Origin of the sequence: Lysinibacillus sp. CNPSo 3705 (assembly GCF_028674935.1) — a bacterium.
Classification (GTDB): domain Bacteria; phylum Bacillota; class Bacilli; order Bacillales_A; family Planococcaceae; genus Lysinibacillus.
In genome coordinates, this window is record NZ_JAQZSD010000012.1 from 51,469 (window position 1) to 63,809 (window position 12,341).

Here is a 12,341-nt window from a genome sequence, read left to right on the forward strand (position 1 = left end):
TTTTTATTATTTCAATAATTATTGCCATGGGTTGAGTGACATCTAGTATACTGTCATGGTTGCTCCTTTTACACTTATCAATTTAGCCAAACAAAAAATATATTCTCTTATGACATAATTCCATATTCAACATTAATAACATGGAATGGGAACTGTTTATCCCTATGAAAGGAGGGTTGTACTTGTTAACTGAGTTACTGACAAAAGATACTATACAACTCGCAAATTTTGTAAATACTTGGCAGGAAGCTATTCATTTAGCGGCAAGTCCACTACTAAAACACAATAAAATCGAAGAACGTTATATTGAATCAATGATTCAATCCATTGAAAAACACGGACCTTATGTAGTCATAACACCAAAAGTAGCCATTCCACATGCACGGCACACAGATGGAGTTAACGAGCTAGGCATGAGCCTATTAAGCTTACAAAAACCTGTTTTGTTTGGACCAGAAAAGCCTGTTTTCTTAATTATTATCTTAGCTGCGACAGATAATGTATCGCATCTACAGGCATTAGTTGACTTAACAAAGATTTTGCAAGAACCCAATCAAATAGATATCATCATCACCTGCCAGCATAAAGACGATATTATTAAAGAAATCCAACAAATTATGACAAAGGAGTAACCTTGATGAAAATATTAGTAGTGTGCGGGAATGGCTTAGGCAGTAGCTTTATCATGGAATTGAATGTAAAAAAAGCGTTAGCTGAACTTGAAAAAGTTGCAGAAGTAACGCATACGGATTTAGCATCTGCCAAGGCAGAGAAAGCGGATATTTATATTGGAGCAGAAGATATTGTCAATCAATTGCCCGAAGGGAGAGGTCATATCGTTAGTATTGTTAATATGATGAGTATTTCAGAAATTAAATTAAAGCTTCAACCACTGCTATAAAGGATTGAATTTGAACTTAATTAAAAAATGGATAGGATGAGGTGTTAATATGTTAGATGTTATTATGAATGACATTTTAGGAACACCAGCTATATTAGTCGGCCTATTCGCTTTTGTCGGTTTATTAATCCAAAAAAAATCAACTTCAACAGTACTTTCTGGTACGTTAAAAACGGTTATGGGTTTTGTGATCCTTGGCACAGGTGCAAGCGTTTTAATTGGTTCTTTAAATCATTTTAGTAAAATGTTTGATCATGCATTTCATGTCCAAGGGGTTATCCCAAATAATGAAGCGATTGTAGCAGCCGCTCAAACTAGTTTCGGAACATCTACGGCCATGATTATGGTTTTCGGTATGATTATGAACATATTATTTGCGCGATTTACGCCTTTTAAATATATATTTTTAACTGGTCATCATACATTGTTTATGGCGTGTTTAATCGCAGCATCACTGTCAGTCGGCGGTATGAATGGTACACCTCTTATCATCGTCGGTTCTATTATACTAGGTCTTTGTATGGTCGTATTCCCTGCCATGTTACAACCAACTGTTCGTCAAATAACTGGCAGTGATGATTTTGCTGTTGGCCATTTTGGCAGTGTTGGTTATTATGTCTCTGCTAAAATTGGGAAGCTGCTTGGAAACAAAGCCAAATCAACAGAAGACATAAAAGTCCCAAAATCTCTAGGTTTTTTAAGAGATACATCTGTAGCTGTGTCCTTAACTATGAGTCTATTTTTTATTATCATTGCTCTATTTGCAGGTTCATCCTATATTGAGACACAATTATCTGGCGGTTCGAATTTTATCGTCTTTGCCATTATTCAAGCTATTACTTTTGCCGCTGGTGTTTATATCATTTTGGCTGGCGTGCGAATGCTAATTTCCGAGATTGTTCCTGCCTTTAAAGGGATTGCAGATAAACTTGTGCCAAACACAAAGCCTGCATTAGACTGCCCTACAATTTTTCCGTTCGCACCGAATGCAGTTATTATCGGCTTCTTGTTTAGTTTTGTAGCAGGTTTAGTGTCCATGTTTATACTACCTCTCATAGGGCTAAAAGTAATTGTACCTGGGCTAGTACCACATTTTTTCACGGGTGCTGCTGCAGGAGTATTCGGAAATGCAACTGGTGGTAGACGCGGTGCTATCGTAGGAGCATTTGCCAACGGATTAATGATAAGCTTTATCCCTGCGCTTCTACTGATCTTTATGGGTGATATCGGCTTTGAAGGAACTACATTTGGTGATTCAGACTTCGGCATTGTAGGGATCATACTAATAAATATAGTAAAGTTATTTAGTGCAGTTTAATTCATTCGTATGTCTCGCAAACTCTGTAGATGTTTGCGAGGCTTTTTATTTGCTAAAGAAAAGGGATGATTTTGCAAAATATATAAATATTTCACATTATTCCCCGACCTTTTTCACTATACAAATAGAGGAAATCCATTACAAAACAAACTAAATACTCAGTGATTAGAAAATATCGAGAATGATTTAAACCCATTTTCCTGTAGTAAATTGTAAATAATCTGATAGTATTTAATGGTAAAACAAAAAATCATCGTCTGACCTCTGACTTAGAATAACTTATTGCCGATATAAATAATACATACAATTGGAGGTATTCATATTGAAAAAATACATGATGGGCTTTTGCTTAATAGCTTTGTTATTAGCAGGCTGTTCCATTACTCAGCAGGAAAAAGCGCAAGATGACTATAAAATTGGTATCTTACTTTCGGATGCAGGGCTTGGTGATGAATCGTTTAATGACTCAGCTTTTAAAGGGCTTGAGAAAGCACGCGATGAGCTAGGTATTTTGTTTGATTATAAAGAGGCGCCAGATGGCAATTACGAGCAGAAGCTCGAGGAACTTGTCGCAGAAAAGTATAACGTCATTATTGGTCTAGGCTTCTCTGTACAGGAAGCTTTAGAAAAGACTGCGAAGAAATATCCTAATCAGCAATTTATCCTTATAGATGGGCAATCAGATGTTGCCAACATCACTTCAATTACTTTTAAAGAGCAGGAAGGAAGCTTTTTACTTGGAATGGTTGCCGCAATGACGAGTAAAACTGGAAAATTAGGATTTATTGGCGGTGCAAATGTTCCAGTTATCCATCATTTTGAAAACGGCTTTATTGAGGGTGCTCGGTATTTTAATCCAAAAATCGAAATTGTTAGTGAGTACGCTGGCACATTTGATGATACCGACGCAGGTGCCGCAATCGCAGAACGTTACATTAAGAACGGCGTAGATTTTATTTATCATGCAGCTGGATTCACAGGCTTTGGCGCCATAAAGAAAGCCGAAGATATGGGCATATATGCGGCCGGAGTTGATATTGATCAATTTTACATTGCAGAAAAAACTGTCGTAACATCCATGTTAAAAAACGTCGACCAAGCTGTTTTTAAAATGGCTAAAACATTAGATGAGGAAGGGAAAATTTCCGAAAAATCGTTGTCATTCGGTTTAGCTGATAATGGCGTGGGCCTAGCGGATATACGTGTTATTAAACTTACACCTGAGCAACAAGCTGCTATTAAAAAAGCTCAAGAAGATATTGTTTCGGGTAAAATAAAAGTTACTGCAGAAAAGGGGAACAGCCAGTGACACTACGAAAAAAATTATTCATGAACATACTTATTCCCATTGTCCTCGCAATGGCTATGATTGGTTTTATTATCGTTCAAACATTTGATATACAAACAACTGCACAAGATGATACAGAACTTTTGCTGGCAGTGAAAGAACTTGAACAAAGTTTAGTTTTAGCGAGCCAATCATTAAATAACTACACTTTTTTAGATAGTGAGGCCAATAAAAATGAAGCTCTTTCAACTTTGCAAGAAACGAAAGTAAATTTAGAAAAACTCTCAACTATTGCAAAAATAGCTGAGCATAAGGCCATCATCAAAAAAATCGGGGGTAAATACGACGAATTAGAAAAAGCTTCAGAAGCAGGATTTCTTGCTCACAATCGTCCTGAGATAAAAAAACAATCCATCAGAATTTCCGGTATTTTGAACGATATGTATCTACTGAAAAAAGAAACAAATGAATGGTATAAAGAAACGAATGATTTGGCAACACAAAAAATTTCTTTTATTACTACATCAACAATAATAGGTAGTATCTTTCTACTTATCGCTACTATTATTTTTTCGTATGCCGCAACGAAAAAAATTACAAATCCGATTAACCGAATCGTGGATTGTGCACAATTGGTGGCTGCAGGGAATTTGACAATTGACACCTCTTCCCTTCCCTATAAGAAAGGTAGTCGCAATGAAGTTGATCAACTGACTGAGAACTTTTCCAAAATGATTGTTAGCTTAAAAAGCACCGTACAATCCATTGATCATGTAGGTAAAAATGTTGGTCTATTTACTAAAGATGTCACAAGCTATATTGAAACTGTTAACGAAGGCAGTAAACAAATTGCTACATCAACCGACGAATTGGCAAAGGGAAGCCTCACTATTTCAGAAGATATCCAGTCAACGGCTATCCTGATGAATACGATGGCAGATCAATTTACTACTGTTCAGAAAACAAGTGAACAATCCGCAGTAAACGGTAACAAAGCACTTACTGCTGTTCAAAATGGTCGTAGCTCACTAGAGAAGCAATCCTCTATTGCAAAGGATATTTCATCCACTTCGATTAATATTAAAGAGGCTGTTACTCAATTCTCTCAATTCACAACAGAAATTGAAGGTGCGGCTAATGCCGTTCACGCGATTGCTGATCAAACAAACCTCTTAGCATTAAACGCTGCAATTGAAGCGGCACGTGCTGGCGAAGCCGGAAAAGGATTCGCTATTGTAGCGCAGGAAGTCAAAAAACTATCTCATGAAACAGAAAAAGCCACTACTTTCATCTCTTCGATGGTGACACAGATACAAGATGGCATTACACGCATTCTTTCTACGGCAGAACATGGACATCAGCTTTCAAAGGAACAATTACAATCGATGACCGATACAGAAAAGTCTTTTGAGGTAATTGCAACTCATGTATTAGACATTAATGATCAATTAAAGCACCTTACGAAGGATATGGAGAAAACAAGCGAAATGAGCCAGCACATGAACAATGCTATTGAAAACATTTCAGCTATTACGGAAGAAACCGCAGCAGGAACAGAAGAAATATCCGCTTCTACTCAAGAACAGTTAGGATCATTCAAAAAAATTAGTGAGAAGGTTTCAGAACTTCAAGAAATGACAAATACATTGTCTGTAGAACTAAAAAAATTCACATTATAAATTTCGTATTATTTTCGTCTATTACTTCAGAGTAATAGGTGCGTTTAATGAAAAGACGCTAATATCTGCTACACGGTGTTCACGCTCTCCTGCTAAAGAGCGTCAAGCCACATACAATAAAATGAGCAATTGTAGCAAGAACTTTTACACATAAATAACCTTCACAATTTTTAGATTGTAGTATTGGGGCTCTAAAGCCTCCATCTTTATAGTGAACTGCACCCCAATTGTTAGACACAATCTAACAATTGCAGGTGCAGTTTTTGTATGACTAAAATTTAGAGAAGCCTTCATTATGCTTCGTAAATATATTTTTCTATTGTGTATTTTTCAAGTTTGTCTTGCGCAACATTATAACCAATACCTGGTAGATCAGAAACTTGGATATGTCCTTGGTCATCCATGACAATCTCTGGCTCAATAATGTCCTCATGCCAATAGCGAGAAGACGGTGCTGTATCACCAGGTATTGTAAAGTTTGACAGTGTTGTAATGGCGATATTATGAGCACGACCAATCCCTGATTCTAGCATACCTCCACACCATACAGGGATCTGATGCTGCTGACATAAATCATGAATCTTTTTAGCCTCAGATAAGCCTCCAACACGACCTACCTTTATATTAATCACTTTGCAGCTACCTAGTTCAATTGCACGTCTGGCATCATCGTATGAATGTATACTTTCATCTAAGCAAATCGGTGTATTGAGTTCTCTTTGTAAATTTCGATGATCGACAATATCATCATGCTCAAGTGGTTGCTCAATCATCATTAAATTTAATTTATCCATCTCTTTAAATAATGGAAGATCTTCTAACGAGTAGGCAGAATTGGCATCTGCCATTAAAGGAATATCACCAAAACGATTACGGATTACACGCAGTACTTCGATATCTTTTCCAGGCTTAATTTTAATTTTAATTTTTTTGAACCCTTGTTTTAAATAACCTTCAATGCTTTCCAGCAATACATTCGTATCCTCTTCAATGCCTAGGCTAATGCCAACTGTAATTTCTTTTTTTTCTCCTCCAAGAGCTTGTGCTAAAGGTATGCCCTGCTCTTTGGCATATAAATCCCAAATGGCTGCTTCCACCGCAGATTTTGCCATATTATTGCGACGCACACGAGCAAATTTCTCATTTACTTCATCTGGGTGGTTGAATTCCTGATTGATAACAAGTGGTATTAAAAATTCATCGATAATAGAGAATGCCGTTGAAGCCGTTTCTTCTCCATAATAAGGATAAGCGCTAACAACACATTCTCCATAACCAACATGCTTCTCACCATACGCTTCAATAATTAAGAAAATACGTTCTTGCTGCTTCATAAAACTTGTTTCAAAGGGTGATTTCATGGTCATCTTCATTTTGCGAACTATAATTTTTTCAATTTTCATTTCTCAAAACTCCCCTACATGTAATATAAATGACAGGCCGTTTTATGGGCAGGTGAATGTTCGACTAACTCCGGCTCCACCGTCCGGCATTTTTCCATTACAAAAGGGCATCTCGTCTGGAAAACACAGCCTGTTGGTGGATTCAATGGAGAAGGGATTTCACCTTGCAGCTTAATCTTTTCACGTCTTATTCGCGGATTGGGCACAGGCATTGCTGATAAAAGTGCTTTAGTATAAGGATGCATTGGGTTGATAAAAATTTCATCTGTCGTTGTTTCTTCTACTAGCTTTCCTAAATCCCACTCTGCTCTTTTCTTTGAAACACAAATTCCACTGGTGCTGTCAATACAGCTCTCAACTACAGCGTGGCACATAAAATCCAAAGATCAAAATACGCGTGATACCTTATTTCAAGATAAATATTTCATTGTTAAATGGAGCACTGCAACTTCATTCCCCTTGTTTTCATAGCTATGCTTTCTATTTGCTTCAAATTGAATAGAATCAAACTCGTTTAATACATGTACTTCTTGTCCAACTTGAATCGAAATTTCCCCTTTCATTACTGTTACATATTCGATAGCTCCTTCATGATGAGGTTCTGCCTCATATACGCTATTCGGTTGCAAACAAGCACGATGCATTTCCAATCCTGTTTCTTTTTTATAACGAAATATAGTCTCTAATCGCCAAATTTGATTTTCTTCGATAATAATTCCTTGTCCACAGCGTGCAACATTTACTATATCTTCTATCACCATAAGCCGTGATAACGGAATGGATAATCCTTTTGTAATCTTCCAAATGACGCCTAATGTAGGATTCGTTTCTCCTCTCTCAATTTTCCCTAACGTTAATTTACTAACACCTGTTTTTTTCGCTAACTCTTCTAAACTTAATTTCTGTTCATTCCTTATTTGTCGTAACAATTGACCAACTTGCAAAATGACTTCTTTTGTTTGCATATCCTCTTGTTCTTTCATATGAACCCCACTTTCAGTATATTATAATTTACTTTTTACACAGATAATTATATTATAGTATATATTCAGAAAGGAGCGAACGAAATGCGTGCTATCTTATTAGGTATTTTATCATCTGCGTTTTTTTCAGCTACATTTATTATAAATCGAGTTATGAACGTATCAGGAACAAGCTGGGCTTGGACTGCTTCCTTCCGATTTTTATTCGCTTTACCCATTTTATTCTTTATCGTTCTATTTCGCAAAAACCTTCGTCCACTATGGGTAGAAATGCGTAAACACCCTTTGGCATGGCTTGGCTATGGCACAATAGCCGGGGTTGGATTTTATTCATTATTAAGCTATGCTGCTGTATTTAGTCCTGCATGGCTCGTAGCAGGTACATGGCAAATAACCATTTTAGCTGGTTTGTTATTATCCCCGTTATTCTTTATTACATTGGAGACGAAATCCGGAGTTAAACAAGTTCGCGGTAAAATTCCAATGCGAAGCTTACTCGTTTCCTTATTTATTTTAACGGGTGTCATTTGTATGCAATTAACAGAAGCTGGAAATATTACTATTTCTCAATTTTTATCTGGCTTCCTCTCTGTAGTTATCGCTGCATTCTTATATCCTTTCGGTAATCGAAAAATGATGGAAGTCGTTGCTGGTCGCTTAGATACATTTCAACGCGTGCTAGGCATGGCAATTGGCAGCCTTCCTGTCAGTATTCTATTAGCAATTTATGGTTGGACAACAACTGGCATTCCAACATCTGGGCAAATCACGCAAGGTTTCTTATTAGCATTATGTTCGGGTGTTATCGCCACAATGACATTTTTCTTCGCTACTGACTTAGCGAAAAATAACCTGTCTTTGTTAGGTGCAGTGGAGGCAACGCAAGCTGGAACAATGATTTTTACTGTTCTTGGTGAAATCCTTTTTTTAAATGGTTCTTGGCCTGTTGGAGTATCTCTAATCGGTATGATCATTATTATGATTGGAATGATAGCTAACAGTATTTTAAATCGGTCAGTTCCTGTATCAAAGCAAAAGAAAATAGTATAGTTAAAGAGCGTGTTTTAAACCGAAAACGGATTAAAACACGCTAAATTGAATTATTCATTTATAACTATGTTGATAGACACTTTAGAATCTATTAAAAACACAAGATAAGAAAAACAAAATTTTATATAGAAGCTGTTCAATGTCCATCTCTCGCAAACTTTTCAATCTATCCTCTTTTGATAGATTTTTAATAACGAAACGACATGATAATGTGAAGGGGAAATTGGAAATGCAAAAATTATATAAAAAGGGATGCTCCTAAAGCCCTTTATAAACTTTAAGAACATCCCACGTTAACATTAGTAATATTTATTATTCACTTAGACATTCTAATGAAAACTATATTTTGCTAGCATTTCTCCCCAAGGTGCCATTCCAGACTCTTTAAAACCCATACTGGCGTATAGTTTTCTTGCTTGCTCATTGTCTGGCTGATACCCGAGCAAGATGACATCAGTGCGATCATCCCTACTCCGGATGTCTTCAATTATTAATTTCATTGCGCCCTTGCCATGTCCACGCCCTTGAAATTGCTCATCAATCATAAACCGATATATCCAATAGTTTCCATCATCGGAATCAATCCCGTACATCGCAAAACCGATAAGTATTTCCCCACAATAGATTGCCTTGATCTTCATTTGTGGTAAAAATTTACTTTCTGCAATTGAATACAGATTCGAAGCAATAAACTCTTCCTGTTCTTGCTTTGGCTTCAGTTGAATACAAGCTTCCCAATTACTTTGATCAATTGATCTTAAACTAAGCAAACTTCCGATTCCTCCTCTAGTAGTAGAGAAATCCATAATCTCGAACTCTCTACTAAATAAGTGTTCCCCTACTGATTAAACAACTTGTTATTTTTTTATACATACTACATCACTCCTCATCAGATGGTAGTCATCGTAAATTGTACAATTATATAGAAATATTGCTCTCTATTTGTACTCTTGTTTATTTCGGCATACAGGGAAAAAATACCTTCTATATTTCTAACTCATCACCATAACGTGTGGTTGATTTCCGTTCCGACTAGGCGGCACAGATCCCTAATACACGCATACGTTTAACAAATGTCATCCAATCATCATAACTTTTAACGTTGATCTCAGATGTGTTTTGTAATGATGTTTTTTCCATAATATTTCCACTACGGTCGCTAGATATTAGTATACTTACGTCGAAACTGTAGTAATAATATCTAGCGAGTAGTTGTATAAATGTCGCTACGTTAAAATGCTTAGAAGACAATTGACCCAACAAAAAATAATATGCCTTGTACTATCCAGCCTGCCGCAATTCTTCTTCCTCATGCATAACCTGTAAAATCATGTTTTCTTCTCTACGCTGACAGATGTTATTCCAAATAAGAGCAGAAATAACAAATAAGGTCCCTACCATATCAAAAATTGTTATGTTGTATCCTTTTATCATCATAATGACCAATGTAGTGATTGGAACAAAATTAATAAATAATATCCCATTAATGGATGATAGGATTTTCACACCATAATTCCAACTAAGCAATGCTACAATACCCGGCAGTGTCATCATAAACAATAAATCATATTTAATAGCAAAAATCGTTTCCATACTTGGGACTGATACAACTCCTTGTAACGTCATGATCATTGTAATGATACCTGTTACAGCTGTCCCAAATACACATGTTAATGTAGAATAGCGCAGCGTAGACCAATCATTAAATGTTTGACCGCCCATTGTATAGATGACCCAGCCTATAACACCAATTAAAATGAATGCAAGCGAAACCAGATTATGTTTAAGTGTAAGAAAGAAGCCCATATCGCCTTTTGTAATAACAAAAATAGCTCCAACAAAAGCAATGATCATACTACTAATCATATACTTCTTCGGTTTCACATGTTTATACCCCCATAGAATAGCAATCGAAATCATCGGCATGAGTGCTTCCATAATCGACGCTACCATAACACCGGATTTCCCCATCAACATTTGGCCTAAGAAAACAAGCACGTTGTAAACTGTAAATGCCATCGTCCCAAAAAAGACGAGCAATTTACCTTTCCCTTCTAAACGAAATGCTTTCTTCCCTTCTTTCATCCATAATAAAATGACTAATACAATCGATACCGCTCCATATCGAATCGTTGAAAAATAGAGCGGATTTATATATTCAAGTGCATGATCTGCTACTGGAAACATGGCTCCCCATGACATACTTGCAATTAAACATGCGATCACGCCTACTATTATTTGATTTTTTCTCACTGTTTTTCCTCATTTCTATATAACCCTATCAATTATGGCTCGTCATAATTGCGAGCGGAATCGGCTTCGTGCTTTTGCCGCACGATGTTGGCCACTCAGTCATTGCCACAGGACGTAGCGTTTTTAGAAGAAGTTCCTCTATTGCACAATGAGAATTATAAAAAAGAAAATACATCACGTAAAATGATTGAAAGTGATATTAACTATCATTTATAATGATAGTTTTTAAAGGGGGAAAAGTTTGATGGAACTACGAGATTTACAGATTTTCAAAAGCGTCGCAAATAACGGGAGCATTAGCCATGCTGCAAAAGAATTAAATTATGTACAATCCAATGTAACTGCACGTATTAAGCTATTAGAAAAGGAGCTCAATACGCCGCTATTTTATCGTCATAAAAAAGGGATGACATTAAATCCAGAAGGGCGAAAAATGCTTGCTTACGTTCATAAAATTTTGCAGGATGTCGAGGAAATGAAACAAGTATTTTTAGATAGTGATGCACCGACTGGTACTTTAAAAATCGGTACAGTCGAAACAGTGAGTATTTTACCTACCATTCTAGCGTCCTACTATAAAGGTTATCCGAATGTCGATTTAACACTACAAGCTGGTTTAACTGAAGAGCTTATTAAAGAAGTAGCGGATCACCAATTAGATGGGGCTTTTATAACTGGACCGATTAAACATCCAGCTTTAGAACAATATGATGTATTTACCGAGAATCTCGTTCTCATCTCACAAAACAAAGCCTTCCGTATTGAGGAGTTTATGTCTACACCAATCCTTGTTTCTAATCAAGGTTGCGGCTATCGTACCAAGCTAGAACTCTGGCTCAAAGATGAGGGTTTATTGCCAAAAAGAATTATGGAATTTAATATTTTAGAGACAATTTTAAACAGTGTTGCCATCGGTCTTGGCGTTACACTTGTACCACAATCAGCCGCTGAACATCTATCTACTACAGGCAAGGTTTATTGTCATCCAATTCCTGAAAAATACGGTACGATTTCAACCGTCTTTATTCGACGAAAAGATGCCTATATGACAAATTCGATGGAATGTTTTTTAAAAACAATTGCTGAGCATCAGCATATATAGGGTTATGTCTTTTTCCGTGATATTGAAAGAGAAGTAGATCCAAACAATGGGAGAGTGTTTTTGGTAACATATACAGAGAATGTGGAAAGCTTACGACCTAAAATTGAAGTAGCAACAGGCAAAATGAATGAAGTTGTCTTAAGTAATCAACACCCGAACATCGCTGATAGAAGAGCAAAAATCGCTGATAAAGCATCGAATATCGCTGATAGAAGACCAAGAATCGCTGATAAAGCATCGAATATCGCTGGTAAGGAGTCAAGTCCTTAATGTTGTGTAAAATTCTATACAATGTTCTTCAACTCTGACTTTAGTTTTGTTCGCCGCTAAAAGTGTGAGTTGCGCTGCTAACCACAGGAAGAAC

13 protein-coding genes are annotated in these 12,341 nt (G+C 36.6%); 8 read left to right on the top strand and 5 right to left on the bottom strand.

Annotation, left to right across the window (positions count from 1 at the left end):
* The first annotated feature begins 182 nt into the window (after positions 1 to 182).
* The 5 genes from PVA17_RS07560 (at position 183) to PVA17_RS07580 (ending at position 5,186) form a co-directional block, all read left to right on the top strand.
* On the top strand, positions 183 to 632 hold the full coding sequence (locus tag PVA17_RS07560) for a PTS sugar transporter subunit IIA (protein ID WP_132359359.1): 450 nt from the start codon (positions 183 to 185) through the stop codon (positions 630 to 632).
* A 5-nt stretch (positions 633 to 637) separates the two neighbouring features.
* Positions 638 to 901: a PTS sugar transporter subunit IIB gene (locus tag PVA17_RS07565; RefSeq protein ID WP_132359361.1), complete on the top strand. Its 264-nt coding sequence runs from the start codon at positions 638 to 640 to the stop codon at positions 899 to 901.
* 49 nt (positions 902 to 950) lie between these two features.
* Entirely contained in the window at positions 951 to 2,219 is a 1,269-nt protein-coding gene (locus PVA17_RS07570; protein WP_132359363.1) for a PTS ascorbate transporter subunit IIC, read from the top strand.
* 334 nt (positions 2,220 to 2,553) lie between these two features.
* Positions 2,554 to 3,528 (top strand): BMP family ABC transporter substrate-binding protein, encoded by a 975-nt coding sequence (locus PVA17_RS07575; RefSeq protein WP_132359470.1) that lies wholly within the window; start codon positions 2,554 to 2,556, stop codon positions 3,526 to 3,528.
* Positions 3,525 to 5,186: a methyl-accepting chemotaxis protein gene (locus tag PVA17_RS07580; protein ID WP_274067340.1), complete on the top strand. Its 1,662-nt coding sequence runs from the start codon at positions 3,525 to 3,527 to the stop codon at positions 5,184 to 5,186. Before PVA17_RS07575 ends, PVA17_RS07580 begins: the two co-directional genes overlap by 4 nt.
* 293 nt (positions 5,187 to 5,479) lie before the next feature.
* Here PVA17_RS07580 and menC read toward each other — a convergent pair whose 3' ends face one another.
* From menC to PVA17_RS07595, 3 genes are read right to left on the bottom strand one after another with little or no spacing between them, the layout of a single operon-like run.
* Positions 5,480 to 6,589, bottom strand: a complete 1,110-nt coding sequence (gene menC / locus PVA17_RS07585; protein WP_274067341.1) for an o-succinylbenzoate synthase — start codon at positions 6,587 to 6,589, stop codon at positions 5,480 to 5,482.
* 14 nt (positions 6,590 to 6,603) lie between these two features.
* Positions 6,604 to 6,963 (bottom strand): oligopeptide/dipeptide ABC transporter ATP-binding protein, encoded by a 360-nt coding sequence (locus PVA17_RS07590; RefSeq protein WP_337993602.1) that lies wholly within the window; start codon positions 6,961 to 6,963, stop codon positions 6,604 to 6,606.
* A gap of 36 nt (positions 6,964 to 6,999) precedes the next feature.
* Positions 7,000 to 7,572 (bottom strand): helix-turn-helix domain-containing protein, encoded by a 573-nt coding sequence (locus tag PVA17_RS07595; protein WP_132359369.1) that lies wholly within the window; start codon positions 7,570 to 7,572, stop codon positions 7,000 to 7,002.
* Positions 7,573 to 7,656: 84 nt separating this feature from the next.
* Between PVA17_RS07595 and PVA17_RS07600 the strand changes: the two genes are divergently transcribed.
* Positions 7,657 to 8,622, top strand: coding sequence for a DMT family transporter (locus PVA17_RS07600; protein WP_274067342.1), 966 nt, complete (start codon positions 7,657 to 7,659; stop codon positions 8,620 to 8,622).
* Positions 8,623 to 8,951: 329 nt separating this feature from the next.
* On the opposite strand, the gene PVA17_RS07605 is transcribed toward PVA17_RS07600, so the two are convergent.
* Positions 8,952 to 9,392 carry a GNAT family N-acetyltransferase gene (locus PVA17_RS07605; RefSeq protein ID WP_132359373.1) on the bottom strand — a complete coding sequence of 147 codons (441 nt, stop codon included), beginning with the start codon at positions 9,390 to 9,392 and terminating at the stop codon, positions 8,952 to 8,954.
* A gap of 511 nt (positions 9,393 to 9,903) precedes the next feature.
* The gene (locus PVA17_RS07610) at positions 9,904 to 10,875 is read right to left on the bottom strand and encodes a DMT family transporter (RefSeq protein WP_274067343.1); all 972 of its coding nucleotides are present in this window, start codon (positions 10,873 to 10,875) and stop codon (positions 9,904 to 9,906) included.
* A 244-nt stretch (positions 10,876 to 11,119) separates the two neighbouring features.
* On the opposite strand from PVA17_RS07610, the gene PVA17_RS07615 reads away from it, so the two are divergent.
* Both PVA17_RS07615 and PVA17_RS07620 read left to right on the top strand, forming a co-directional pair.
* Positions 11,120 to 11,977: a LysR family transcriptional regulator gene (locus PVA17_RS07615; RefSeq protein ID WP_274067358.1), complete on the top strand. Its 858-nt coding sequence runs from the start codon at positions 11,120 to 11,122 to the stop codon at positions 11,975 to 11,977.
* 60 nt (positions 11,978 to 12,037) lie between these two features.
* Positions 12,038 to 12,247 carry a hypothetical protein gene (locus tag PVA17_RS07620; protein ID WP_274067344.1) on the top strand — a complete coding sequence of 70 codons (210 nt, stop codon included), beginning with the start codon at positions 12,038 to 12,040 and terminating at the stop codon, positions 12,245 to 12,247.
* Positions 12,248 to 12,341 lie beyond the last annotated feature (94 nt).

Coding starts and splice junctions, on each gene's coding strand:
- PVA17_RS07565 (WP_132359361.1), top strand. CDS start 638: ATGAAAATATTAGTAGTGTGCGGGAATGGCTTAGGCAGTAGCTTTATC.
- PVA17_RS07570 (WP_132359363.1), top strand. CDS start 951: ATGTTAGATGTTATTATGAATGACATTTTAGGAACACCAGCTATATTA.
- PVA17_RS07575 (WP_132359470.1), top strand. CDS start 2,554: ATGATGGGCTTTTGCTTAATAGCTTTGTTATTAGCAGGCTGTTCCATT.
- menC (WP_274067341.1), bottom strand. CDS start 6,589: ATGAAAATTGAAAAAATTATAGTTCGCAAAATGAAGATGACCATGAAA.
- PVA17_RS07590 (WP_337993602.1), bottom strand. CDS start 6,963: ATGTGCCACGCTGTAGTTGAGAGCTGTATTGACAGCACCAGTGGAATT.
- PVA17_RS07595 (WP_132359369.1), bottom strand. CDS start 7,572: ATGAAAGAACAAGAGGATATGCAAACAAAAGAAGTCATTTTGCAAGTT.
- PVA17_RS07600 (WP_274067342.1), top strand. CDS start 7,657: ATGCGTGCTATCTTATTAGGTATTTTATCATCTGCGTTTTTTTCAGCT.
- PVA17_RS07615 (WP_274067358.1), top strand. CDS start 11,120: ATGGAACTACGAGATTTACAGATTTTCAAAAGCGTCGCAAATAACGGG.